Annotated in this window: 26 protein-coding genes and 1 pseudogene; 7 read left to right on the top strand and 20 right to left on the bottom strand. The window is 42.6% G+C overall.

Annotation, left to right across the window (positions count from 1 at the left end):
- Positions 1–13: 13 nt before the first annotated feature.
- Complete coding sequence (locus JKG61_RS18850; protein ID WP_202104521.1) at positions 14–862, bottom strand: hypothetical protein; 849 nt, start codon at positions 860–862, stop codon at positions 14–16.
- A 431-nt stretch (positions 863–1,293) separates the two neighbouring features.
- On the bottom strand, positions 1,294–1,608 hold the full coding sequence (locus JKG61_RS18840; RefSeq protein ID WP_202104520.1) for a DUF1016 N-terminal domain-containing protein: 315 nt from the start codon (positions 1,606–1,608) through the stop codon (positions 1,294–1,296).
- A gap of 267 nt (positions 1,609–1,875) precedes the next feature.
- Between JKG61_RS18840 and JKG61_RS18835 the strand changes: the two genes are divergently transcribed.
- Both JKG61_RS18835 and JKG61_RS18830 read left to right on the top strand, forming a co-directional pair.
- Positions 1,876–2,334: a MauE/DoxX family redox-associated membrane protein gene (locus JKG61_RS18835; protein ID WP_394371101.1), complete on the top strand. Its 459-nt coding sequence runs from the start codon at positions 1,876–1,878 to the stop codon at positions 2,332–2,334.
- A gap of 159 nt (positions 2,335–2,493) precedes the next feature.
- A complete protein-coding gene (locus JKG61_RS18830; RefSeq protein ID WP_202104518.1) occupies positions 2,494–2,769 on the top strand; it encodes a hypothetical protein in 276 nt (91 codons plus the stop codon).
- 56 nt (positions 2,770–2,825) lie between these two features.
- On the opposite strand, the gene JKG61_RS18825 is transcribed toward JKG61_RS18830, so the two are convergent.
- The 10 genes from JKG61_RS18825 to JKG61_RS18780 all read right to left on the bottom strand — a co-directional run bounded on the left by JKG61_RS18825 (position 2,826) and on the right by JKG61_RS18780 (position 13,771).
- Positions 2,826–4,280: a TlpA family protein disulfide reductase gene (locus JKG61_RS18825; protein ID WP_202104517.1), complete on the bottom strand. Its 1,455-nt coding sequence runs from the start codon at positions 4,278–4,280 to the stop codon at positions 2,826–2,828.
- 11 nt (positions 4,281–4,291) lie between these two features.
- Positions 4,292–5,638: a RagB/SusD family nutrient uptake outer membrane protein gene (locus JKG61_RS18820; protein WP_202104516.1), complete on the bottom strand. Its 1,347-nt coding sequence runs from the start codon at positions 5,636–5,638 to the stop codon at positions 4,292–4,294.
- Between the two features lie 11 nt (positions 5,639–5,649).
- Positions 5,650–9,177 (bottom strand): SusC/RagA family TonB-linked outer membrane protein, encoded by a 3,528-nt coding sequence (locus tag JKG61_RS18815; RefSeq protein ID WP_202104515.1) that lies wholly within the window; start codon positions 9,175–9,177, stop codon positions 5,650–5,652.
- 121 nt (positions 9,178–9,298) lie between these two features.
- Positions 9,299–10,309: a FecR family protein gene (locus tag JKG61_RS18810; protein WP_202104514.1), complete on the bottom strand. Its 1,011-nt coding sequence runs from the start codon at positions 10,307–10,309 to the stop codon at positions 9,299–9,301.
- An 82-nt stretch (positions 10,310–10,391) separates the two neighbouring features.
- Positions 10,392–10,988 carry an RNA polymerase sigma factor gene (locus JKG61_RS18805; RefSeq protein WP_202104513.1) on the bottom strand — a complete coding sequence of 199 codons (597 nt, stop codon included), beginning with the start codon at positions 10,986–10,988 and terminating at the stop codon, positions 10,392–10,394.
- A gap of 144 nt (positions 10,989–11,132) precedes the next feature.
- Positions 11,133–11,297 carry a hypothetical protein gene (locus tag JKG61_RS18800; RefSeq protein WP_202104512.1) on the bottom strand — a complete coding sequence of 55 codons (165 nt, stop codon included), beginning with the start codon at positions 11,295–11,297 and terminating at the stop codon, positions 11,133–11,135.
- A 4-nt stretch (positions 11,298–11,301) separates the two neighbouring features.
- On the bottom strand, positions 11,302–11,769 hold the full coding sequence (locus JKG61_RS18795; RefSeq protein WP_202104511.1) for a DUF5675 family protein: 468 nt from the start codon (positions 11,767–11,769) through the stop codon (positions 11,302–11,304).
- 39 nt (positions 11,770–11,808) lie between these two features.
- Entirely contained in the window at positions 11,809–11,982 is a 174-nt protein-coding gene (locus tag JKG61_RS18790; protein ID WP_202104510.1) for a hypothetical protein, read from the bottom strand.
- Between the two features lie 59 nt (positions 11,983–12,041).
- Positions 12,042–12,674, bottom strand: a complete 633-nt coding sequence (locus tag JKG61_RS18785) for a fibronectin type III domain-containing protein (protein ID WP_202104509.1) — start codon at positions 12,672–12,674, stop codon at positions 12,042–12,044.
- A 641-nt stretch (positions 12,675–13,315) separates the two neighbouring features.
- A complete protein-coding gene (locus JKG61_RS18780) occupies positions 13,316–13,771 on the bottom strand; it encodes a hypothetical protein (RefSeq protein ID WP_202104508.1) in 456 nt (151 codons plus the stop codon).
- 301 nt (positions 13,772–14,072) lie between these two features.
- On the opposite strand from JKG61_RS18780, the gene JKG61_RS18775 reads away from it, so the two are divergent.
- Positions 14,073–14,561: a helix-turn-helix transcriptional regulator gene (locus tag JKG61_RS18775; protein ID WP_202104507.1), complete on the top strand. Its 489-nt coding sequence runs from the start codon at positions 14,073–14,075 to the stop codon at positions 14,559–14,561.
- 117 nt (positions 14,562–14,678) lie between these two features.
- Here the strand turns inward: JKG61_RS18775 and JKG61_RS18770 are convergent, their stop codons facing one another.
- The 3 genes from JKG61_RS18770 to JKG61_RS18760 all read right to left on the bottom strand — a co-directional run bounded on the left by JKG61_RS18770 (position 14,679) and on the right by JKG61_RS18760 (position 15,869).
- Complete coding sequence (locus JKG61_RS18770; protein ID WP_202104506.1) at positions 14,679–14,930, bottom strand: hypothetical protein; 252 nt, start codon at positions 14,928–14,930, stop codon at positions 14,679–14,681.
- A 182-nt stretch (positions 14,931–15,112) separates the two neighbouring features.
- Positions 15,113–15,367, bottom strand: a complete 255-nt coding sequence (locus tag JKG61_RS18765; RefSeq protein ID WP_202104505.1) for a LytTR family DNA-binding domain-containing protein — start codon at positions 15,365–15,367, stop codon at positions 15,113–15,115.
- Between the two features lie 49 nt (positions 15,368–15,416).
- Entirely contained in the window at positions 15,417–15,869 is a 453-nt protein-coding gene (locus JKG61_RS18760) for a DUF6036 family nucleotidyltransferase (RefSeq protein WP_202104504.1), read from the bottom strand.
- 949 nt (positions 15,870–16,818) lie between these two features.
- On the opposite strand from JKG61_RS18760, the gene JKG61_RS18755 reads away from it, so the two are divergent.
- Both JKG61_RS18755 and JKG61_RS18750 read left to right on the top strand, forming a co-directional pair.
- Positions 16,819–17,502 (top strand): Crp/Fnr family transcriptional regulator, encoded by a 684-nt coding sequence (locus JKG61_RS18755; protein ID WP_202104503.1) that lies wholly within the window; start codon positions 16,819–16,821, stop codon positions 17,500–17,502.
- 219 nt (positions 17,503–17,721) lie between these two features.
- Entirely contained in the window at positions 17,722–18,165 is a 444-nt protein-coding gene (locus tag JKG61_RS18750) for a hypothetical protein (RefSeq protein ID WP_202104502.1), read from the top strand.
- A gap of 60 nt (positions 18,166–18,225) precedes the next feature.
- Here JKG61_RS18750 and JKG61_RS18745 read toward each other — a convergent pair whose 3' ends face one another.
- The 3 genes from JKG61_RS18745 to JKG61_RS18735 are packed head-to-tail and all read right to left on the bottom strand — an operon-like array spanning position 18,226 to position 23,749.
- Positions 18,226–19,614 carry a RagB/SusD family nutrient uptake outer membrane protein gene (locus JKG61_RS18745; RefSeq protein ID WP_202104501.1) on the bottom strand — a complete coding sequence of 463 codons (1,389 nt, stop codon included), beginning with the start codon at positions 19,612–19,614 and terminating at the stop codon, positions 18,226–18,228.
- A gap of 8 nt (positions 19,615–19,622) precedes the next feature.
- Entirely contained in the window at positions 19,623–22,829 is a 3,207-nt protein-coding gene (locus tag JKG61_RS18740) for a SusC/RagA family TonB-linked outer membrane protein (protein WP_202104500.1), read from the bottom strand.
- Complete coding sequence (locus tag JKG61_RS18735) at positions 22,826–23,749, bottom strand: redoxin family protein (RefSeq protein ID WP_202104499.1); 924 nt, start codon at positions 23,747–23,749, stop codon at positions 22,826–22,828. The genes JKG61_RS18740 and JKG61_RS18735 overlap by 4 nt, the downstream gene beginning before the upstream one ends.
- A 637-nt stretch (positions 23,750–24,386) precedes the next feature.
- Between JKG61_RS18735 and JKG61_RS18730 the strand changes: the two genes are divergently transcribed.
- Positions 24,387–24,710, top strand: coding sequence for a hypothetical protein (locus JKG61_RS18730; protein ID WP_202104498.1), 324 nt, complete (start codon positions 24,387–24,389; stop codon positions 24,708–24,710).
- 86 nt (positions 24,711–24,796) lie between these two features.
- Positions 24,797–25,057: a hypothetical protein gene (locus JKG61_RS18725; RefSeq protein ID WP_202104497.1), complete on the top strand. Its 261-nt coding sequence runs from the start codon at positions 24,797–24,799 to the stop codon at positions 25,055–25,057.
- 393 nt (positions 25,058–25,450) lie between these two features.
- On the opposite strand, the gene JKG61_RS18720 is transcribed toward JKG61_RS18725, so the two are convergent.
- Complete coding sequence (locus JKG61_RS18720) at positions 25,451–25,678, bottom strand: hypothetical protein (RefSeq protein ID WP_202104496.1); 228 nt, start codon at positions 25,676–25,678, stop codon at positions 25,451–25,453.
- 63 nt (positions 25,679–25,741) lie between these two features.
- A pseudogene (locus JKG61_RS22965) lies at positions 25,742–26,217 on the bottom strand (hypothetical protein); the annotation flags it as partial.

Below are 26,217 nucleotides of genomic sequence, written 5' to 3'. Positions count from 1 at the left end.
GTCAAATGATACATTAAAAAGACATAATTTTAGGAAGGATATAGGCATACCAAGTATAACTTGCTGAAGGTATATCTAGTAATAGAAAAATCACAATGGCTACAAGATAGGATATTACTTTTACAACCTTTAATCTTGATTTCATTTTTTCATGAATATTCCAACTTAATATTTTTACTTCTTCAAACGTTATCTGTTGATTCGAATCTTGCTTTTGACTCAAAAAACCTTTTCGAAAATACTTGTATTTTTTGAAATAGTTACCTTCCCTATAAGATTTCCAATGGAATTCTATAGGATATCGAAATATATTAGGTAAAATTATAACTAATAACAATAATTTGATCCAATAATATTGATATGTAAACGGAAAAGCATTTACCATTACAATTAATAACATGCTACTGCCTACAACGGTATAAACCCCTAGTATGATAAAGAGTATTTGATTTGGTTTTTTAGAAATGTATCGTGCAAACTCTAAACCTCGTAAATAAAGATATAAATTATACCATATAATGGTTATCGGCACAAATATAAATAGCATACTCAACCCTAAAGGTATAATATAGCTTGAGAAATTAGCCATAAAATCACCAAGTCCACTTCCGTAAAGACCCCATTTACAGAAAGCATAGAAAATAAAAATTGCTGGATACAGGAACGGCAATCTAAAAGCTAAAAGTAAGATGATGTTTGCCAATGCCCCAAGTGAATCACCAATATTCTTTCCAACTTCCATGCCATATACTGTAGCATAATAACCAGCCATATATTCTTCATACTCTTTTCCATGGTATCCGGCACCGGCTGGATTTGAACCTAAATTAGCATCTCGATGCCCTTGATCATAGGGATTCATATCTTATAATAGTTTTTATATATTATTCAACAATAAACATCTCTTTTTAGCTACTATAGGTCTACTGTATTTCTCATAGATGGCTTCAAATGCTAGGTCATCCCCTTGATGCAATCGTTTCAATAAGTGTATTTCATTAACTGCGGGTATCATACGTAGTTAACAACTGATTATAGATCAAAGGTAAACCATACAATTGGAATAAAGAAATTAAAACTTAATATGATCAAAAAGCCCCTTTTAGCATTTGCTTCTTTAGAAGAAATAAACGATCACTAAGAAAAGATTGTGGTATCCTTAGATGACATATCATTACCTTCACGCAATAGGATTAAACGTGTCCAAGTATGGAGATTTAAGGCAGCAATAAGTTAAGATATTCGGCAATATAAAACTCTCTTTTATCTTCATTATCAACGCTTAATAGTAACTTATACTGTGTCCAACTCAATTGCGTCCGCAGTGCGGACGCAATTGAGTTGGACACGATAAAATTGTCTATACCGCTCCAATTGACGGGGAGAAAAACCACTTCCAAATTCCGGTTGCAGTTGTTCTGAAAGATACTTGATTAGGAATGTTCCGTATTCGGCACGTTCTTTTCCTTCCTGTTCTTCTTCAAATATACGTTTACCGATATGCCAGTACATGAGCGTCCGTTGATGATCGACAGCACGTATAGCCTTGTCCTTTGATTGGAATATAATAGCTTTTATGTCAGCAACAAGAGATTGATTTACAAGCATACGTATAGGCTATATTGATAATAGTCAAAGATACAAATTATAATATGCGATTTTGATCTAAAAAACACCTCTAAAAAACCCCTTATCAGACAAAATAAGCCCAATTTTTCGATGTATCGAACAGGCATTCGATACATAAACATGTACGATTCGACACAAAAAACGTGCTATTCGCTACAAATGGCGGTTTTGCACCTGCGTCGTACTATCCAGTTGGCATAGCTTTGTAGAAAACCAATTCACAATAAATTTCTACATGTATGAGTTATCGTACAGCTGATCGTGATAGGTCTTATACTCTTATGGCTGTTTGCAGGTATTCCGAAAGTGATGGATATACCGTCATTCTCGACACAGCTCAAACGTATGCCATATATCGGGTGGATGCATAGTTTTATAGCCGTAATCCTGCCGATTTTGATGCTGGCGATTGCAGTACTACTGGCTATCCCGAAACTAAAACTGTATGGATTGTATCTCTCGGCCGGACTGCTTTGCTGTTTTACAATCTATATTGCATGGACGTTGTTGTTTAGTGATCACATACCGTGTAGCTGTGCCGGAATACACGCTGATATACTGTGGAAAGATCATGTATTCATTACAGCAATAGGCTTAGTACTGAACACCCTTGCGATTTGGCTGGAATGGAAAAACATAGAGAACCTTACCCATAAATATAATAAAACATTGTTGCGCAACGATACCCCTCATCTGGGTATATAATGATGAAACAGGTCAATGGCGTCTGCGACCTGATTAATAGCAGACAGAAATTAATTCTTATTATTATGAAACCATCATGATTAATTTCATCAATAAAACAAGATGAAATAATCTGATAGCTACATCAGCATAAAAAACAAAAATTTGATGTAAACAGTTATGTCAATTTTAACAGCAGCTGTTCTCGTAGTAGGTGCAGCAGCTATGGTCTCTTTCACGGTGAAAGAGAAAAGCGAAGAACCAGCGACAGCATGGTTCTACTTGGATGAAAGCGGTAATCCTGATGAAACGGAGGGAGCACAAACTGAAGGAAGTCTCCTTTGTGAGCAAGTACCGTCTAAAATATGTGCAGCTAAGTACCATGTGGACAGCGAAAATCCAAATCAACCGATCGCACCAACAGGTGAGGTAAAAACCGGAGAAAGAAAACGGTAAACGAAGAAAGTATAACCCAGAGTGCGCTATTCTTTAGGCTTACTCTGGGTTTACCTTTAATTTAATAATGCGCTGTTAATCTCATTGATTAACTTATCTTTATCGCTATCTGGTCTGCTCGCACGAGCTTCGAAAACTTTTCCGTTCTTGTCTAAGATCATCAAAGTGGGATAGGATTTGATATTAAAGTGTTTGATAATAGGTGTATCCGAGCCATTTCCATTGGTGTATAAATGCAGGGCTTGTTTTGGTGAAAATTCGCCAATACCTTTTAGCCAACTCTGACGGTATTTGTCAATTGAAACTGAAACAAATATCAAATCTTCTCGTTTACCAAATTGTTTTTTTATATCTGCAAGTGCAGGGGTAATTTGGGCACATCCTCCACACCCATAAAACCAAAAGTCTAACACGACCACTTTACCCTTCAAATCACTAAGTTTTACACTATCTCCCAAACTATCAGCCAACACAAAGTTTGGCGGTAACGCTCCCTTTGAAAGATTATTGTTAAGTAAATAATAGGACGATTTTACTTCACTATATAACGGATTATTGCTTGCAAAATTTGAGAAGTAATGACCAAAGCATTCATCCAATCCATCTTCTAAGCTTTGTCGATATGACCTACTGATAATGAATTTTCCAAGTAAATAATTTCTATTCTCAACATCTTTGTATATTGAGTTTAACGTGAAGTAGTCATCTTTGGTGGACTTGTGAGGCGTATATTTCCTTTTGTTTAATAGTGTTTGCTGGATATATGCATATTCAATTAATAGGTTTTGATAACTGCCACTTAAATTTAGCTTTTGTCGTTCTTCGTTACTCAATTCAATTAAGCGTTTTATCCTTTTGTTGTTGATAACGTGATCGGTGATAAATTTAACATCCTTGCTGTCGTATTCACGATTGGATATATTATAAACAGGCTGGCTGTAAATATCAAGGTATTTATTGGCTATGATTATTTTCTTTTCTTGCTCTGTAAGATGCTTGTTATACTCAGCAATAAGATCATCTGTTTTTGTTGCCTTTAAATTTGCTCGTATTAGTTTTTCAATAGCATCTCGAATAGGCTTTTTTGGTAAATGAGCGTTGATAGCTGCCTTATAGGATTTTTCAAAAGCGAATCGGGTTGAACCTTTCCCCGAAAACATGATGTGATCAAACCCGAAATCCGAGATAGATAGGCGTAAACTATCCCCAGGAAGAATAAGAATTCCTGCTTTCGGTGAATTAAGGAATAAAATATTTTCCTCTTCTCCCATAAAGACTACCAACGTATGAGGGGTATGGATTTCTGTTTCTATTTGGAATTCACCATTTTCCATCAAGAGTTCATCGGACTGAAAAACTTGCGATCCATCATAGAGTAGCGAGTATGTATAAGGCACAGCGTTATGTTTATATTTCGGGAAATCTGCTTTTATAAGCACATTAGGACTTTGCGAATAGACGATAAGAATAGAACGGAAAAGTACGATTATTATCGTAATGATTTGTTTCATGGTCGATCGATTTATCTAATGGATGTAGCTGTGTATGGAAAGGGGGAAGAATAATTGTTGATGCGCTCGGGTGTAAGTGTATAGGTAGTTCCTTGCCATGTTCGGGTAAAGGTTTTCTGAAATTGGGTTTCTTTATTCAACCTGCGTATATCCGACCAGCGAAGACCACGACGGAGCAGTTCTTTTCGTCGCTCCTGCAAAACGATCTGTAATGCTTCGGCTTTATCTGAAGCTGTTAATGGTATAAACTCATTTTCTTTATATCGTTTTACTAATAAGGCATTGAGATCATCCATTGCTGCATCGGGATCACCCAATCGGGCGTAACATTCTGCGCGGGTGATGTACATTTCATTCACCGAAAAACCAGAAAAAACCCTGCCGTTTCCAGTATAAGTTCCTCTAAAGCCAAACTCTCCATCCGGTAATATATTAAAGAAAACCTGTTTACGTAAATCATCAGTGTCATAGCTATTGTATAATTCCCGTTGGGTACGTGAAGAAGTCGTCATATACGCTGAATTATATGCTGCCATTTCACTGTACATTAGGGTTTCATTATTAAAGCGGGTAACAGGGTATGTAGCTGACAGATTCAGTGTATTATAATCCAATAAATCGCTTTTGTCTTTCAGACTTTCGTTCGCATAATACAGAGCTTGCTCATAGTCCTGCAAGCATAAATATACCCGTGCCAATAGTGCATTTGCTGTACAACGTGAGGTATTCGTAATGATAGTCGGCAAGGGCTTAAGTAACTTTACAGCTTCTTTGAGATCAATCACTATTCTATCCCACGTTTCTTTTATTGTTGTTCTTTCTATCGGTGCATTCATATCCGGATCAAAACGTAATGGAATGCCCAAATCTGTCTCTGCCGTAGCCGCATCATAAGGCTTAGCAAAACTTTCGGTCAAGTTGAAAAATGCTTTTGCACGAAAAAAAAGTGCTGCCCCTTTGATATCATTATATTCTACCTCTGTGCTTGCTGTTGGCTCAATCTTCTCTAATCCCTTTAACACAACATTAGCGATAAAAATCTGTTCGTAGGATGTATTCCAATCCGTTACATGTTGATCGATCTCATAGATGTCGTTACTCCAAATGTAAGTATTTCGATAAGAAGGTAATGCGGCATTAATTTGATCATCCATTACATAATAATCATCGGCAGCTACTTCCGCAAAAATTCGACCGTCTAAAACAAATGTACCATCATTATTCATTAGCAGGCGCATATCATCCAATGTCGTCGGGACGATCATGGATATATCTCGTTTGGCGTCTAACCACTCTTTAGTACAAGCGGTAAAGAGAACTGTCAATATGATAAATTTGAAGAGTAATATTTTTTTCATAGTTATATCCTTTAAAAATTAGCACGGAATCCGACGGCAAAGGTGCGGATAGGTCTGTGCGTAGGGAAATCAGGATCTATTCCTTTGTCATTGGCTGTCCAAAGTAGTGCTAAGTTGTTACCATAGATAAATAAGCTGGCACTGTTTACTAATTTATTTAAGAATGGTAATGTTTGTAAATAATAGCTGAGATTTATATCCTGTAAGCGGATATGGTCACCACGTTCGATCATAATCTCAGATTGTGCGTAAAAGGAGTCTGCATTTGCATCAGCAGGATATGCCATAGCAGGTACGTCAGTCATTAATTCGTCGCCCGGCTTTTTCCAACGTAAGGTATAATCGGGATGTCCATTGTAACCGTACAGGGAGCTATAACTTAATGAACTTCTTCTAAAAAAATGTCCAAACCTGTACGTGATATTGAAAGACAGCGATACATCATGGTATGAAAACGTATTGCGTATTGCTCCGAAATGAGGTGGCAATGCTCGTCCGTGGTAGTTGAGCATTCCGATCGGATCATCAGCAATAGATCTATTAATCGTAATATAATCTGTACTTGGTTCGCCTTCTAAATATCCTCGTGGGCTACCTGTGGCTGGATCAAGACCTGCCCAATCGTGCGAATAGATACCGAATAGTGGTCGTCCTATAACGGGTGTATAGTTTAAAGGATGTCCGTCAACGCTTTGATCTACGTATAAAGTATACGTAGTTGGTTCAATATCATATTTAGTGACTTCATCTGTCGCATAGCTGTATAAGAACTGCGTAGTCCAATTGAAACGTGTATTTGTGATATTGACAGTATTGATTAATAGATCAAGACCTTGCCCTTTGGTACTGGCATAATTGCCCCGATAACTTTGCATTCCAACGGTGGGATCGACCGTAATCTGCCCGATTAGATCATTATTCTTTTTAGAAAAGTAATCTATACTTCCTGTGATCCGACTGTTTTTTGTTCCAAAGTCAACTCCCAGATTGAATATTCCGGTACGTTCCCATTGTAGGTTAGCGTTGGGTGGAGTGACTATTCTTGCCCTTTTTCCGGTCGTGAAAAAAGCCAGACTTTCTACTCTGGCTGTGGTGTAGGCGGTTATGGAATTGTCCAAATTACCATTGTAGCCGTATGTTGCTCTTACACTAAGTGAGGGAACCGCATCCCATTGGTAAAAGTCTTCTTTACTGATTAGGTACTTGCCCCCGATACTCCACAGTGGTACGGAGCGTTGGTTGGCATCTACACCGAATAGATTGGACTGGTCGATACGGGTACTACCGGATATCGTGTATCTATCATTATAGGTGTAGGACAAATTGCTATACCATGACCGGAAGCGATCTATGATTCCGACTACACCTTGTCCACGGTCGATGGTTCCGTAGCCGCTTGGGTATTGTAAATACCCACTCACGTAATTGACGGCACTGGATACACCTGTGCTTTCGACGTATCCGTAAATCTTGTGGTAGTCGCCGTCTATGGTCATCTGCCGTACCTCGAAACCGCCAATAGCAGTAATATTATGTTTGTCAAAGGTCTGGTTGTAGTTCAGCTGAAACCGTCCGGTATGCGACTGCTGTACCCGATTGGTAAAACTGACGGTGCTACCCAGTGGTATATTACGCTTTACTTCTGTTGGCGTGACGGATGAATATCGGTTTATGAGATCCCGTACAGAATAGGTATTGATGTTTAATAGGTTGCGGTCGTTGTTATTCTGCCGTTGGTATTGGTAGCTTGCTTCGGCAGACAGGCTGGGGATAAAGGCATATTTTATACCGCCCTTTAGGCGGTTTTCCATTTGCTTTTTGCGGTTGTTCTGCAAATTCACTTCGTCTAATGGTATAAACTGCCAATTCAACAAGCCTTTATCCTCGGCTTCATTCACGAAGCTGGTTCGGTAGTTCGTTCCGAGGGGTAAATGGTTGCCATCATCATCTTTCAATCTGGCATTGTAGTTTTTCCCTGTATTGATACTGATGTTATTTCCGGAGTTTTGGCTCTGTGTGTAGTTAATTCCGGTCGTAATCTCTAAGTTCTTGATGGGGTTAAATATCTGTTGTGCATTTAAGGTTAGACGGTCGAAACTGACAGGTGCTTGGTTGGATTTATTGTTGTCATAACCTGCTGAGAAGTAGTAGCGGTATTTGTCCGTTCCGCCTTTCATATTGAGGTTGTGCTGTTGGTTCACGCCTGTACGATACAAGTAGCGATCTATCTCATCCCAGATATTCTGCTTGCGGTATAGATCTATTTGGCGTGTGGCTTCGGCTTCCGTGATTGAACCTGCCTTCTGCGCGGCAAGGATTTCTACTACGGGGGTTAGAAAGGGAAATGTCGTGGTATTGGCTAAATCATCTTTAAAATGGTCGTTGTTGAACAGCATGATCTCTACATCTACCATGTCGCTGGGGTTCATTCTCGTTTGATAGTATCGGTTAGGCTTACTTAAAAAAGTAACGTTGCTTCCGACTTCGACCTGCATTGGTTCGTTTGCTTTTCCTCTTTTGGTGGTGATCACAATTACACCGTTTCCGGCACGTACTCCCCAGATACTTGCCGCTCCTGCATCTCGTAGTATGTCTATGTCTTCTACATCGTTGGGATTGATATTCTGTATATCCCCGTCATAGACAAAACCGTCCACTACTACGAGTGGTTCTGCATTACCGAATATGGTGCTCATGCCCCGTATGGTGAGTTTGGGTGTGCTACTGAGTGCACTGCGTTCGTCAAATAGAATGGACGGTGCGATACCTTTCAATCTGCTGATTACATCTGTACTTACCTGTCTGTTGAACAGTTTGTTGTCCACCTTGGCGAAACTCCCCGTGGTTCGCTCTGGTGACAGGGACTGATAGCCTGTGCTTACGGCAATACCTACCTCTTGAATAGCTAATTCATTTCTCTGCATAGCGATTTTTAGATTTTCTTTCGCTACGGTATGAATAGTTTCAAATCCTATGTAACTGATTTCAATATCTGCATTGAGCTGTACACCGTGTAATATAAAATCACCTTGGGTATCGGTTACTGTCCTTATGTTTGTACCCTTTACACTGATTGTTGCACCTGCAATGGGATTTCCGCTCTGGTCGGTTACTTTACCACGGATCGGTTGCTGTGGCTGTACTTCTGTTTTTTTGTTTTCAGGCACAGGTCGTTTTGGTGCGGGTTGAACCTTTTTCTTGTTGACTACGATCACATTTCCGACTTGCTGAAAATCCAACGCAGTGCGTTTTGCAATTTCGCTTAGTACGTCTTTTAGTGGTTTGTTTCGTAGATGTAAGGTCAGTGGTTTGGTGTCAGCCAAAGTTTCTCTCTCATAAGAGAATGTGATCTTTGCCTGCTTCTCAATATCCTTGAATACTTGTTGTACCGTTGTTTTGTCTGCATCAATACTGATGGTCTGGGCATGACTATTATGTGCGCCAAACAGGTACAACGCAAACAGTTGTAAGCAGATATACAAGGATGAGATACGCATAATTTGTGCATAGTGTATGGATATACCATAAGTATTTCCCATTTTTGTAATGTTTGATTTAGTAATTGAACATGGCTCGCTACTGAAGGGTTCCAATCTTTAAAGTAGCGGGCTTTTTTATAAACTCGAACGGTTCCTCATTCCTTGAATGCTGTTCCGTGGGTTATCTTATTATTATCGTACTGTCATTGGCAAATTCATATTTAAAATTGGTTGATAGGGATAATATCTCGATCGCTGTCTGTACGAGCTGATCGTCCAGTCGAAGCGTAATTTTCTTGCTCAGTAATTCGGGTTTTTGCAAATCTATTGTGACTTTGTACCTACGCTGTATAGCTTCGAGTACGATCGCAAAATCATCGTCCGAAAACACTAATCTATTTTCTTTCCAACCGGCTATGTCATCGCCGTCTATATCAGTGGTTTCGATCGTTCCGGTCGTGGTATGGAGCGTTGCTTTTTGATTTGCCGTTAGCGTGGTTCCGGTGGTGCTCGGGGTATGTTCCGCTGATACGTTTACCGTTCCACTCTTCACAGCGACGCTTGCTTGTTCTTTGTTATTGTAGGCGGTAACCTCGAATGATGTACCCAATACCTCCACTTTGAGCGTGCCCGCATGGACGGTGAAAGGTTTGTTTTCGTCTTTGGCTATGTCAAAGTATGCTTGTCCGTCGGATAGTGTGATGGTACGCTTGTCCTTACTGAATTTTTCGGGATATGTGAGAGTTGCACCTGCATTGAGCCATACGTGACTACCGTCTGGCAACTCTACTTGTTGTGCTTTTGCTTCAGTGGCAGTGATGCTGATGGTGTTCGGCTCTTGGTTTATGCCTACCTTCCATACGTAGATTCCCACGGAAAGAAACAACAATACAGCGGCTGCGTATGGTAGCATTCGACGGAATAAGCTACGAGTAGGCTGCTCATCCATATCCGGTAGGGGCACAGCTTCGCTGATATGTATATCCGTAAGGTTCAGAATACGTTGCAGTCTCTCTTCCTGCGCCGCCTCTATGGTAGGCGTCTCCGCCAGATATGCTTCGACCAGAGCACCGATAGTCTGCTCGCCTTCGAGCTGTGTGCTATAGCGCAGCAGCTCATCCAGCTCCTCCGGGCTGTATGATCCATCGATGTACTTCTGCAGTAATTGCCGGATATAGGGGTTGTCTATCATTTTGTTTAGAGCAGTTTATAAGCGCTTTTATATACCATTACGCCCAGGCCGGGTATAGTATGACAGCTAAAAGAGAAAAAAATCAAGCAAGATAGATGGCACTCTCACCGGCCAGGCAGGCGAGCAGTAGCAATGTCGGTGGATTAAGCGTGCGGTGCAGACTCTGAGTAGCCCGGTAGATGTGCTGATTAATGGCCGCATGGCTGATCCCCAGCATCTCACTGATCTCTTTGTAGCTTTTACCTTCGATCTTGTGCAGCGTGAACACCTCCCGCTGCCGGATGGGCAGGCTGTCCATGGCTTTATGCAGAGCCTGTAGATCTTCTTGTTTGATCAGATCGATATCGGCGGATTCTGCCAGTGGCTCGCCTTCATAGGCCAGCTTGTCCCGTAGGCTCATATCCCGGTAGGCCCTACGGTAGATATCGGTGACTTTGTTGCGTGCCATACGGTACAGCAGCGGTGCAAATGCCCGGTCGGTATCTATTTTACCCCGGTATTCCCATAGTTTTAAAAACACATCCTGCAAGGTATCCTCGACCAACTCTTCCGATTTCAGCAGCTTGAGCAGCTGGGCTGCCAGCGGCCGCTTGTGCCGCTCGTACAAGACATAAAATGCCTCGGGATCGCCCATATTAAGCTGATGCAATACGTGTTTCTCATCGATAAACTTTATCATAGCTGTATTGGTTTACTTCAACTGGTTATAGTCCAAAGGTATGGGATTATTCCTATAAAATAAAACAAGTACAAAAATACGCGTCCGGTTGTGGCTGAAACGCGTTCTGATTTTAGCGAGCGCTTATCGTTTAGGGCCTGTCCCCTATCTGCCCTTGGACCTCTGCAGAATCCGAGACATGATATAACTGACCAAGGTACCTACCACCGCCAGGACTACCGTCTGCAAGAGATCACCCAGGGTGATCGAAGCCCATATGCTGCACAAGGAACCGCCTAGGGTGCCTGCACGTATTTCATTTAGCTTCATTACGCTATGAAGTTATAGGCTTATCGCAAAACGCATTGATCAGCTGCACACTTGCCCGGCCGCTTTCTACCGCGCCGGACAGCCCTTGATACAGCCGCTTATACGCTGCTTTTGACTTTCGGAGTTCATAGTCCCCATCTTCCAGCACAAAGCTATCCCCCAGTAGCAGGCAGCCTGACGTATCCCCGATAGTATTGCCGATGTGGATGTACACATACCTGAAGTCCGGAATATTCAGGATTTCGATCATACCCCGATGAAATTTTGGAAAGAGCCGGGTGTAACGTGCATGCAGCGCACCAAGCTTACGCATACCGAGTTTGTAAGTCCCGGCAGGAATAGCCGTAGCCCCCCAGATCTTTTGATCCCTTACCGCATCTTCAAGGCCATAGCAGAAGAATATCCCATCGACATACACTTCAGACAGGGTACTCTGCTTCCCCTCCCCGACACGTATTACCGTTATTATCATAAGATATTGTTTTTGAGTTATCGTGTTATCTAGTTAACTTCATAACTTGTTAACTTCATCACTTCCATCACTTTCCTCCTCCGTCACTTTCTCGAGAATCCCTAATCCCAGTGCTAGATATTTAATAATGCTCAGTGCCTTCGCCGGCAGCTTGATCGGCGCCATTAATACCAGCTGCAGCGCACCACTTATCTTTTTGATGATTTTGTTCATGTTGTTTTTATGTTATATGGTAACCCCATTTTAAATTTGCGAATCAGCACATTTGCTATCTAACGTGCTCTTAGACTCACCACATCACTCCAATCGCCGGCTCCTTTCTTATTAACAGCCCGTACACGCAGTCTATAGGTGACGTCCTTTACCACCGGTGCAAATACATTACCCCGGGTGGAGCCTGTCCTGTAGCTGTCACTCCATATAGGATTGCCCTGCTCGTCATCCTTGTCCGAGATCTGGTATTCGTACAGTAGGGCATTGGGCACGCGGTCAAATCCCACTTTAAACTGATCCTGCTGCAGGCCATCTGTCAGGCTGGCATTGGTCGTCTTGGCGGGTGTAGGCATACTGCTAGGATCCGCTTCCAGGATCAGGCCCGAGCTCAGCAGGGCTGAGCGTACCCCATTGCCCACCTCATTGACATAAAAAGCAATCTTACGCAGCATTTCACTCACATCCCTTTTCGTATCGTTTTTTTCGGCAATTTCGACCAGACTACCGCCCCGGCTCGCTTTCTGCCAGCGGCTTTTGTAGAGCTCCACCTCTGCTTTTAGGTCTGCTACGGCGACCGGTAGATCCGTAAAAAGGGGATGCCCATCCAGACAGTCCACGACTTTGCCCGCCAGGGTACTGAACTCATCATCCTTCAGTCCCGAATAGTCTAATACAACTTTTTTCTTTCTCATTTTTTTGATTTTTTGTTTACCACTGTTCCTTGTAATGCACTTCCGGACGAACATTACATGGGCAAACATAGCGGCCAATAAAAGCGGTATCAAGAAATGGGACAATACGGGACAACATCGGACAACTGCTGTCCCAATCTCTCCCGGAAGAGGCCTGTTTTGCGATCGGTATGTCATGGATAGGGCCGCAGTCCGGCCGGTAGCGCACTCCTGATGAAGCGGTACGGACAGGTCTGACCGAATCCGGGAGAGCAAAGCTGACCGTCTGGAGCCGTACACCACAAACTGCCGAGGTGGCATCCGAATCCGGAACACCAAAAAACAAAAAAGGGGACGGTCGTACTGTACAACCGCCCCCTAGTAATCAGGCCCAAATGCCCTCTTCAGCACACTCCACCTGCGGAAGAATAAAAGTATCTACTATACGACAGGACGGAGCCTGTCCTGCTCTTAAATCGGCTGACCAGCGATGATCCACGCAGCACTTTTCAGAAAGAAAAGTCCCTTCGTCTCATCAAGGCTGTTTCCTCCCCTCCAAAGGGCATCCAGACCGCCGGGACAGAGCTCCTTCCGACGGATCAGGCAGGAGCAAAAGTGAAAAGGTAATCCGGAAAACCGGCCGCAATCAACTCACCGCCCCCTTAAGCGTCATTCGAACCTTGCCTCTGTTTCCACAGTTTTCGGTACACCCAGCCCCCTTTGCCCATACGCTCGGCTTCGACCCCTAGCCAGTCTACGTCGGCCTTGAGATAGACTGGTTTTTCGCCGATCTTGCCCGACCGCTTCAGCAGCTTTTTATCGATAGAGCGGTAAAATGTGGACCGCGCCACATCGAGTACCCGCAGCGCATAGGCGATATCGACCCGTTCGGGCGGTGGTACCGGCAGTGGTTCGATGGTCCATTCCGGAAATAGGCGCTTTAAAAGCTTAAGTAAACGCTGCTGGTCATTTTCGCAGAGCTCCTGGACATCCGCATGCTCGAGGAGCAGCGATAGATGTTCCTGTATCGATAGTGCTGTAAGCTCTTCTCCGGTCAAGGAAGAAATGACCAGTTCTTTGATATGTTGTAACTGTTGTAAGATTAAATATTTAGGCATGTTTGTTTTTCATAGGGCAGGACCCCGGTCAGTCCGACCGCGCTGAAGCACGGCCCCAAAAGCCTGCAAGGTAAATAATGCAGACAAAACCAGTTAACCTCTCCCTATAAGGATAAATATCAAGAGGTGATATTTAAATATCGGAATAAAAACAAATTAAAAAAATGCAAATTTCCTAGCTGCTATCTCTGCATCAGCAGCTTCTCCAAAAATGCCTTTCTAAAATGGTAAAATGGCAAAACAACAGTTTCATTTTTTGAAAAACCACACAAAAGTAACCAAAATTGCTTACATTTGTATTATGGAAAAGAACCTGGAAAGATTTAAAGGAATACACCCAGGTTTGATACTGGAGAGAGAATTAAAAAAACGCCATATTAAACCAAGCCCTTTTGCACATTCAATTGATGCTCACAAACAGACTTTCAATGCAATAATAAAAGGCAAAAGAGGTATCAGTATTACATTGGCTCTTAAGGTAGACGAGGCTCTAGAGCTGGAGGAAGGCACATTTGCACTTCTCCAGACTTATTATGATATCGCGCAAACCAAACAGAAAGAAGAGAATAGAAAGCCCAATCTAAAAGTACTACGTAAAGCATTATTCTGGGATACCGATATAGAGAAAATAGATTGGCAAAAACAATATAAAGCTGTTATCCAACGGGTTTATGAACGTGGAAATAAAAAAGAACAGGAAGAAATTGCACATTTTTATGGAGAATCCAAGATAAAACATGCTCTAGCTGATCCGATTACAAATCCCATGACACTCCATACCAACAAGTAATGCCAATATTCTTAAAGCTTTCATCAAAGCTGATAACAATTTTGACCCGATATGCCTTCGCGGTAAATATTGGGAATTTATTAAAGCAGATTTTGAAGACGAAGTGAACCGAAAGCTTTAATAGGCGATATCGACCCGTTCGGGCGGTGGTACCGGCAGTGGTTCGATGGTCCATTCCGGAAATAGGCGCTTTAAAAGCTTAAGAAAACGCTGCTGGTCATTTTCGCAGAGCTCTTGGACATCCGCATGCTCGAGAAGCAGCGATAGATGTTCCTGTATCGATAGTGCTGTAAGCTCCTCTCCGGTCAAGGAAGAAATGACCAGTTCTTTGATATGTTGTAACTGTTGTAAGATTAAATATTTAGACATGTTTGTTTTTCATAGGGCAGGACCCCGGTCAGTCCGACCGCGCCGAAGCACGGCCCCAAAAGCCTGCAAGGTAAATAATGCAGACAAAACCAGTTAACCTCTCCCTATAAGGATAAATATCAAGAGGTGATATTTAAATATCGGAATAAAAACAAATTAAAAAAATGCAAATTTCCTAGCTGCTATCCCTGTATCAGCAGCTTCTCCAAAAATGCCTTTCTAAAATGAGTACCGATTTTCAATTCCATCCCATTCTGCAAGTTTACGGTACTGCCATCTACATCGTGGATATGTTCAATATTGATTACATATGACTGGTGGATACGGCAGAACTTAGCCGCAGGCAATGCCTTCAACAGTTTACGGAGCGAACTGTGGACCAAGTGGAACTGATGCCGATTAGTCCATACCGCAATACAAGCGACTGAATAAATCAACTGAAATATCTTGATAGATGAAGTTTTTATATAACCAGTTAAATCAACATTAAGACAGATTCTCTATATCATCCTGATCTTTAGGCCTATTACTGTTCTTTTTAGCGGCAATGAGTTGATCTTTATGAAGCGTTCTAATAGATAAATCGTCGTCTTCGAAAATAATTGATTGATTATAATTGTTTGTAAAATCTAGTCCTTTAACTTTAACCATGATATCTATTGCGACAGGTGGTACACCAAAAGTAAATACATCCCAAGAAGGGTGGGATAAAAAATTTTCCTCTGTCATATCAAATACTGGCATTCCAAATTCTAAGAAAGCAGCCCTAAGTCTATTGTAATTGGTTTGAGTTCGCTCAACCCAAATATCCATATCACCTGTCGTCCGTGAATATCCGTGTAAGATCACCGCAAAACCACCTACAAGAATATACCTCACCTGACACTTATTCAAGCACGATAAAAAATCTCTAAAATCTTCATTAAAAATATTGCCCATACTTAACTTCTTGTTGAAGCAGAAAACTTAGATTTATCCATTCTGGGAGGATTATCAAATGGGAAATTAAAAGCTATACTATTCAAATAATATGCAACTTTTAACCTTTCCTTCCAATCTAATTTCGAATAGTATCCCCTATGATCAGATGCTTCTCTGGCAGTTTGCCCTTTAAACGCCGTTCTATCTAACCTGAATTTGTCCATATTCAAAGTTAGGCATTTCCATTTTCTTTTAAAAATTTCAAGTTTTGCAATGAAATCATTTATTGGATCAGCACTATCCTTCGCAGAAGCTATTTATTCTTTAATTTCTAAGTACATGACAAAAAAAATACCAGATTGATCGATAGCCTATTGAATCCTGATAACAAACACTCTGCGATATATTCAAGACCATATTTGATGATTGATATGGCTTTTCTTAGATGCTTCTTTATTTTAATTGCTCGAATCTGGGTATGAATATGTTCTCCCACTCTGTAACACCATTGGAGTTACCACGCTTGTCCAGCATCTTAAAGGTTTTTTCAAACTGCTGCTTGCCATTTAATTATCACCAAAAATCAGGCACTTATCAGGCGATAACAGGCATCCGTGTAAAATACCTTGTACTATATGCCTGGATTACACATCTTCAAATTTCTAAGCACAATACAGTTACCGACGTATGTTTTCAAAATGTGCTTAACGATGAAGTACCTTTTTGTAAACCAATGACAGGGCTGTACCACTCTTATACTGATACAGCCTGCCAACTATGTCTTATGATTTTAAAAAATTCCAAACCCATTCGCATACGCGATGATATCTGTACAAACCGGACATAAAAAAAGAACACAAGCGACAAAACCAATTTACAAGGGAAAGGTAAGCCTGTGCCTAGCAGTCCGGCACAGGCCGCCTTCTCTTTGGTCACTGTAAACAACAACTTTTATCCCTGAATAATCATGGAAACAACACAAAAGGAAGCTATCCGAATTTTGACCAGCCATCTGGGCAAATTCGGTACGGTATTACCGCAGCACGAAGACTGGATCGAACAGCATACCACCTATAAAATCTACCCCAGGAATACCTATATATATAAAGAAGGGTCGACCGCAGAGCAGGTATTTTACATCTGCTCGGGCATGCTGGCGCGGGTACGGTATGAAGAAGATCCGAAGACCAAAAATATCAAAAGGCAGATCTACGCGATAGGTCTCCCCCAGATGGGGATGCTATCCACCGAACACCTCTATACGAAGAGTCCCAATGTAGGCCATATCATCACGCTACGCCCGAGTCTTGTGGTCAGCATCCCTTACGCTAAACTGAAGGCGCTAAAGGAGAATGATCCGATTTTTAACACACTCATGGCGGCACTGGCCAACAAAAAGAAAAGGCAGCTGAGCAAGCTGCGCCGCATCGCCATGATCAAAGATCCGGCATCCATCTATATGGAGTTCACGACCTTATTCCCCGACCTGAACCAACTACTCCTGCAGGAAGAAAAACAGGATCTGCTGCAGATATCGCGTAGCACCATATGCCGTACAAACCGCTTTATGTTGACCGGCCGCAACCAACGTAAAGATTGTGTCCCCAGGGGACGCAGGCGGGGCAATAAAAAGCAGCGACCTTTGAAATGAAAACATAAGGTAACTGAAAATGAATCACAAACACAAGCATCCTAAGAAATTCACCCTATTCACGGGCAGGGCCACGCCCTTCTGCTACGACGGAACTGGCAGGCCCTAAAATAGAACTGTGTGCTAGAGCACACAAAAAACAAAAAACTATTTTAAAACAAACTGGAGGCAGTGCCGCAAAAACAAAATGGCCTGCCTCCGGATCCAGAATATAAACATATGGAAACTTTAAAAAATAAAATCATCGCAATAGTAGGAGCAGCAGCATTGCTGACTATGGGAATCTTCTTTTTTGTACAGGCAAAAGACGACAGAATAACGAACAAAGTAGATGCACTACAAAAACCGGTTGTACTGGAAGAGGTGTATTGGTATGCGCTTGACGAAACAAATGATACAGACGCCGCCAATCAGACTTTTAAATCCACCACGCCAATGTCCGCACCGCTTCCCAATGACCATGCAAACTGTGCACAACAAGGTAATGCGGGTGATTACTGTGGTGTAGCGTTGAAGTTTACAGGCACGTCTATTGACACTGACCTGACGGGATATAGCAGTGTACAAGACGTCTTAGACAATCATCCAAATGCGGTAGAAATCGCTATAAACGATCCAAGCATTGATATAGATCAAGATGGTTATTCACAAAGACCACTTTAGAATTAACATTCTAATGTGGAGACCTATTAGGAGGGGACAGTCCCCTCCTATGGTATTTAATCAACGTTTATTTTGCACATAGCCCCCATTCCGAATAGCATCCGGTGGTATAGGCCAGGTAAAACGGGGACTACCAGGCTCCAAGCTATAGGTCTTATCCCCTATCACACGCTGTAAGGAATGTTGGAAACGAGCTTCCTTGTTCAATCTGCGCACATCCGACCAATACGTACCTCGAAAATATAACTCCCGTTTACGCTCCTCTAGGATGAAGCGCAGTAGCGCTTCTGGATCACTAGTTTCAAAAGGACTATACACCTGTTTAGCTATTCGTTTGACACGTAATCTATTCAGGTAAAATAGCGATTCCTCCACCTTACCTATGCGTGCCAGAGACTCGGACAAATTGAGATACACCTCATCCCGGGCCAAGCCGGAAAACCAACTACCACTAATCCCGGAATAGGTACCTTTAAACGCGGTTGAAGTACCAATTAATGTAAAAAACAAGCCTTTGCGTAAATCACCTTCCGTATATAGATCCAAAAACTCTTGACTTACAATCATCCTAGGCTGTCCGTAAATAAGCACGCTCGTTAAATTATTGTAAAATATGACTTCGGAAACACCATAACCCCAAGTCGGAAATGGAGACAATGCATTTGCGTCATAGTCTGCATAATCTAGGAGTGTACTATCGATTTTTAAACTGGCCTCCGCATGAGTAGCCGCCGAAGCATAATCACCTTGCTGCATATAGATACGAGAAAGCAAAGCATGTACTGCTTGCTGTGTGGGCTCGACCATGGTCACCTGAATACGCTTGGGAGGTAATAAATCTAAAGCTTCTACTAAAGTAGAGATCATAAATGCGTAGGTCTCTTGTAAGCTGGCACGTGGTATAGTCAAAGTAGGGTCCGCACTCTTACGTAAAGGTAAACCTAGTTTTTGACTGGCTGTTCCGGAATCGTAAGTGTCGCAGTAAACTTGCGACAAAGTGTAATAATTATAGGCACGGATAAATAGTGCGGCCCCCTTAACTTCTCTAAAATAGGCCATTTGGTCACTGGCAACATGTAACTTTTCTAAACCATCCAGTACAACATTACAGTTCAAGATAGTACCATAACCATCCGACCAACCTGTACGGGCTTCATCTCCCGTATAGATTTCCTTCTCCCAGGTATAGGCATTTTTTTGGAATAGATTAATACTTTGAGTGGGTAAAGAGGCATAAATTGGATCCTGCAAATAGAACTCATCTGAACCTATAAAATTTATGCTAATAGGATCTCTTCGTCCCACTACATTCTCATCATTCAATAAAAGCGCATAGTCTTCCAATGTCACGGGCACAATAGTCTGTTTACTGGGCTTGACATCGAGAAAGCTGGAGTGGCAGCCCTGAAGTAATAGCACGGCCACTAGGATATATATCTTATTCATCATTCTAATCTTTATAAATTAACACGTAGTGCGAGGTAAAACTGCCGTCCGGCAGGATAAGTTGTATTGGGATACTCAGGGTGGAGGCCAACGGTATTCTTTTTCCACAGCAGCCCTACGTTCTGTACGGTAGTCGAAAGCTCCAGTCCCTTTACCCCTACCCTTTGCATCCAATGACCTTTAAAGCTGTACGAGAGGGTGACATCCCGCAGGGCTATATGATCCAATGGCGTAATTAAGAACTCAGAATAAGCATACGTATCTTTTATCCGGGAATCATATTTAGCGGGTGTAGCAGGCACATCCGTGATTAACTCATCTCCAGGCTTTTGCCATCGCTTGTAATAATCCATATGGTAATCGATATGCCCCTGTATATCAAGCTCCCTCCCCGGCAGGTAGGATCTGCGACGGGCGACATGTCCCGCCTTAAACAGCAGTAAGGTACTGGCTTGAAATCCTTGGTAACGGATCCCCAATCGATAGGAGCCATAGATAGGGGCTACCTTGAGGCCAGATCGAATCAGATCTTCAAACCGCAAGCCCTCGATATAAGCTTTTGCATCCTCGGTCATGCTACCGTCGGACAACTGCATCAAAGGGAGTCCATTGGCCGGATTCAGTCCTAGCCAAGGATAACTATACACCACATCTCTAGATTCACCTTCGGTAAAGTAATTGTAATTGATGTAATTTGAAATAGACTTTAAAGGGACACTATTGACCTTGGTCACCTTATTGGCCGTATAGTTGAACAAGAAGTAATTGTCGATCTGGAATAGTCCGAGTTTGATGCTATTCTGCAGGGACAGATCCAGCCCTTGGTTGTGCATCTGGGCATAGTTCATCATAAAACCGTCGGACACCCCAATAGTAGGATCTATAGCGACGGAGTTTAACAAATGCTTGGCCTGCTTGCTGTAATATTCTATAGTGCCCGACAGCAGCCCCTTGCGGAATGACCAGTCTACCCCCGCATTGAAGGTATTGACCTGTTCCCAACGCAAGCTCGGATTGCCCGGACTATTAAGCGATGCATAGGGCACCCCGGAAGTCGTGCTTGTACGCTTGGTGATCACGGGTAAGTGGCTCTGCGACTTATCGATATTGCCGGCACTACCGTAACTCAAACGGAGCTTAAGCTGATCGATAGCCTCTAGTCGGTAGAATGAGGCTTTATGCATATTCCAGGCAAAGCCCGTTGACCATAAGGCGACCCCTTTAGCATTCGTCTTTACCCCCAATAGGTTACTGCCATCCCAGCGCAAGCTGCCATTGAGCACGTACTGCTCTTGCCAGGATAGACCAAAATTGCTGAATACACTCAAGTTACGTTGGTAGATGGTAGCAGGATCTGCATAGACCAAAGGAATAGGTGTTTTTGTCCCATTTGGACGTGTAAGATAGGGGGTACGACCAAATTGAAAATAGGGTGTGCCTATCTCGGTATCGGGATCGTATCCCAACAAGGTGGATGAAGGCAGAACCCGACTACGTTGATCTGCGCCCTCCATACCTGCTAAAGCATCTAAGCGTAGGCTATTTTGCCAACTCTTTGTATAGTCTCCTTGTAAGCGAAGGGAATGCGACACACTATGTCTTGGAGCTTCATAACGGAGCACCGCCCCATCAGGCACCACCTTACTCCCATCGGCCTGGGTATACTTATTGATTAAATCTCTCGCGAAATAGCTCTTGGCCGAATAAAAGGACTCGCCATCTATCTGCTGCTGATTGTAGTAATAAATAGCGCGAAGTTTGATGCCGATAGGGATCTGATAATTGGCGGTAAAGCCCAGCGTGGTATTGCCGGTATTGTTGTCAAAGCGGGTTTCCTTCGGCTCGTCCAGCGGGCGGTACATCCAGTCGAGCAGCCCCAAAGACTCTGCCTTCTCCTGGTAGCTGTACCGCAGATTGGCATAAGCAATAGGCACCGGCAGGCTATTTCCTGCGGCATCGGCCAAGGGAAGGTAGATGTTGGATTGCTCCAGTGCAGCTCTATTGAAGGCATTGGTCCGCGACAGCTGTGCCGTATAACGGACAATACCTTCAAGCTCCATACCGGGGAATAGGCGCATACCCGTCGTTAACGCCAGGTTGCGACGGCTGGAATGCTGCCCGACGATAGCGTCTTGCTGCCTGTCATACCCAGCCGATAGGCTGTAGCGCATGCCTTTCTCACCCCCACGTAGTCCTAAACTATATTGCTGCTGTACAGCAGGCCGGTAGAGGTAACGGCTCGCATCCGCCCGAATATCACTATTCAAATATAAATCACGGGTCGCTGCAAACTCTTCGTCGGTGATCAGATTATCCCGCTTCTTGATCAGGAGCTCTACATACAAAGGCACTCGAGCGATATCGGTTTCAGAGTAGGCTTTATTATTAAAAAGGGTCTCCTGCATGTCCATCACGGTTTCGGGCAGCAGCACCGACTGGCTATAGAACAGATCCGGCTTGGCAGTAACACGCATGCTGCTGCTAAAGCTGGCTGCTAATTTACGCTCATACGTACCCTTCTTCATATTAATAACCAGCACACCATTGCCTGCCCGTGTACCCCAGATAGACGCAGCCGAAGCATCCTTAAGAATAGTCACCGATTCTACTTCGTTGGGATCAATATGGCGCAGGTCGCCATCAAAGGGAAAGTCGTCTACAATAACCAGTGGTCTGGCATCCGACACCAGGGTCGAGGCGCCCCTGACCCGTAAGGTGGGGTTGCCGTTGATATCCTCTTCCGATAGATTACCGCGATCAAACTGTAAACCGTTGGTAATACCTTCTAAGCGATCGAGCAGATTGGAAGAGCTGCTGCGATTGAGCAGTTTATTATCGATATGTACAAAACTACCCGACAGCCTTTCTTTGGGAGCCGAGAAGTAACCCGTCTCTACCACCTCCACCTCTTCTATCGCGCTGGAAACCGCCAGCAGGTAAACCCGCTGTTTAGACGATGTACCGAGCGTATAGTACTGCTCTTGAAAGCCCACATGCCTGATCCGCAGCATCTGTCCTATCTCATCTGCACGCATCGTCAGCCAGCCTTGGCCATTGGACTGTCCGTATTGCTGTGTAGCAGAGGAAACCGTAGCCCCCACCACTGGCAAGGAATCTGCCGCAGACAGGACCTGCAGCTGTATATCCTCCTGACCATACCCCCATAAGAACACCAACAACATGCTGACACTCATAGAAAAACGTAGTAACCGACTCATTTTAAAGGCTCCTTTCTCACTTCTTCGGTAAAAGATATCTTCTCCATAGCGGGATGAAACGCTACGGTTACCTCTTCCCAAGCTCTCCTTTCTATCCGATCCAGGTTCGCGATGGTCAAGGTCTGTTTATCCGGTGCTCCCCATAGCTTGCCTTCTTTAACCATCAGCAGACCGTAATAGCCTTTGTAACGGGTGAGCATGCGGTTGACCAAAAAGGAACCATCAAATAAGGTGGGAACTTTAAATGGTATACGTTCGATAAAAGCTTTTAAACGCTCCTCGGTCTCCGCTGAACAGATAGAAATAAAAGTTATATTTTCATATTTCTTGGCTTGGGTCACACTATCCAACCACAGAACGGACTCCACACAGGGGCCACACCAGGTGGGCCAAAAATCGATGATCAGCACTTTACTATCGTCGCGAAAATCGGCCAGGCTTAACGAGTCGCGACCCAAGCTATCCGCATGTAGAGGCATCCTGAAATCCCAAAACGCCTCTGGAATGGCATCACCTATATACAGGGGATCGACCGTCCCCAGCGTAGGCTTTTCATATACTATTTTATAGGGTCTTTCATCAATCTGTAGACTGATATTCAATAACGTGTCTGTATGTTCATAACTGATTCGCTGCGCTAGGTAGCCATCACACTTGATCGCTATATCGCCGGAGGGACGGTATATATTGATCGTAAACTTACCCTCCTTATCGGTAAGCGTCAGCGCCCGATAGACGGATACCAGCGCTCCTTCAATAGGCTGCCCATCGGCAGCCGAGCGTACTTCGCCATGAAGCACAGGCCCGGACTGCGTCTGAGCAACCGCCTGCGTAAACACAAGCGAACTAAACAACACAAAGAATAGTATCAGAGCTTTAAATAGGGGCAGTCCGCTCCCAGCTCTTAAAAAATGGTTCATTTTTAAAAGAATTAAGAATTTGCCGATGGCCTTAGCAGCTCGCAGAACGAGGCAGGAAAGTCATCGGTATAAAAAATTGACTATGCTAAAATCGGCAGTTCCTATTGGGATATAATATGGGAATTTATTCAGTTTATAATTGGAAGCTGCACCGAAATACAGGTCATAATAATGACCCCATCAGGCAGACCGAACTATTCGGGTGCAGTGATAATGTTTTTGTAAAGTTGTTTTTTCATATAACTTGTAATTAAACAAGTCTTGCAAAAGAGCGGAAGGCAACATTTAAATAAATGTGGAGCCTACATCTCATGTCTCTTATAAATTTTCTGACGACTTACGATTACATGAGTGAACAGCAGACCCCACACTTATCTTATAAAGATGTCAAAGATAACATTTTATCAAGATAGTGTTGGGGCATTATCTGCTGCCTTGCTAATCGTCGTCAGAAATTGAGAGCAAGACTTTTAGAATATGCCTTAATTTAAGAGGAGTAAATCTCCACCTCTTTATGCAAAGATATAAAAATAAAATCAAATAAGTAATTTTTTACTTACATATGTGTAATTTTTAATGTACACATATAGACAATTACCGCATTTTGGGGTTTTTAAGAACCGCAGCATATTTCAGTATGACTATACCAGAAAAAGTACATAACGAATTTATATTATTAAAAGCGGCATTTGAAAATGGCTCGATTACTAAAATGAGCCAATTAGAAAAACAAATGCCTACTAGAATAGCCGCCTTAATAGGTATGAACCAAGGAAGATATGGATCGAAACTATTTAGTCCCTGGGAGTTTTCAACATCTGAGATAATTAGAATAGCGCTTGTTATTAATATTGAACCTGGACTGATTACAAATATCATAAAACTAGAGCTTGTTCAAAAAGAAACCGAAAGAATTCTTAAGAATATAGAAAAAGAAGACAAAAAAAAGAAACAAAAATAATAACCGTATAATGTTATAGTCTGATTATACTGGCATATCAGCCTCTTTAAGTTGATTATAGAATAGATATTTTGCTAAAAAGTAATATGGATTACGAAAAAATGGATGCAGACTTTCTTGCAATCAAGTCTCTATTTGAATCTGGAATAATTACCAAAATGCAAACCTTAGAAGAACAAGCTCCAACAAAAATAGCTAAAGCTCTAGGATTACAATATTACAGCTATTTGGACAAACTAAAAGAGCCTAATAAATTTACATTCAAACATATTTTCAAAATAGCAGAATTATGTCAGCTCAATCCAGATCTGATCTATAATGTGATTAAATCACAGTACACAAGCTAGAACTTACTTCCAAGTCCCCCCTAGCCAGAGAGATATATCCTTAAGCGTTTACAGCGCAGACGCCAGCCAAGGGTAAAAAAGATTAGAATGAAAAGAAATATCTCTATTTCCGAAATACGGTTTACAAGGCACTAAAAAAGCCGCTTGGCCCTCTCTCCAAGCGGCAATATAAACTGAACAACACAGACCAACAGTCCACCCCAGCCAGTCTATGATACTAAAAATGTGTCAATTAACAAATTAATTATATAATAATCTGAAAAGCCGTAGGAACTTCCTTACAAATGCGATACGTAATCCCGAGCTTTCATAACACCGCTAAACTGTATACCTACTAAAAAGCCGCCTGGCACTATCGTACCAAGCGGCTATATCCTATGTAAAGAAAAGTCCCTACAGTTTCTCGATCTCTTCGACGGAAAGGCCGGTACCTTTGGCGATATCCGCAATAGGTAAACCCATTTTCTTGAATTCCAAAGCAATAGCGATAGCTTCCTCCCGCTTGCCTTTCTCAATTCCAGTCTGAATGCCTTTTTCCATTCCAGCCTGAATTCCTTTTTCCATTCCCTTTTCTATGCCCTTTTCTCTTTCCTGTCTTTTGATTGTTTCTATTACTCCCATTTGAATCGTGCCTCCTGTCACTTGATAAATGTATTGATCAAAGTTACTAGTAAAGAAAAGTCCCTACAGTTTCTCGATCTCTTCGACGGAAAGGCCGGTACCTTTAGCAATATCCGCAATAGGTAAACCCATTTTCTTGAATTCCAAAGCAATAGCGATAGCTTCCTCACGCTTGCCTTTTTCAATTCCGGTCTGAATGCCTTTTTCAATTCCGGTCTGAATGCCTTTTTCAATTCCGGCCTGAATTCCTTTTTCCATTCCAGCCTGAATGCCCTTTTCTATGCCCTTTTCTCTTTCCTGTCTTTTGATTGTTTCTATTACTCCCATTTGAATCGTGCCTCCTGTCACTTGATAAATGTATTGATCAAAATTACTATTTAAATCCTTATCTCGTATAAAAAGAAAACTTTTTAAAAACACTAAAAAGCTCATTATACGGTCTTTACTATATTTGTTGGTCTCGATCAGCGCACGCGCGATCGTACTCCGCTGCGCCGCCAGCTCTTCCTCAGGAATCTTATTCTCCTGCAGCGCTTTCT

This window comes from Sphingobacterium faecale (assembly GCF_016746095.1).
In the GTDB taxonomy this organism is placed as follows: Bacteria; Bacteroidota; Bacteroidia; order Sphingobacteriales; family Sphingobacteriaceae; genus Sphingobacterium; species Sphingobacterium faecale.
The sequence above is the reverse complement of the archived record's forward strand: the minus strand, read 5'-3'. Positions and strand labels throughout refer to the sequence as shown.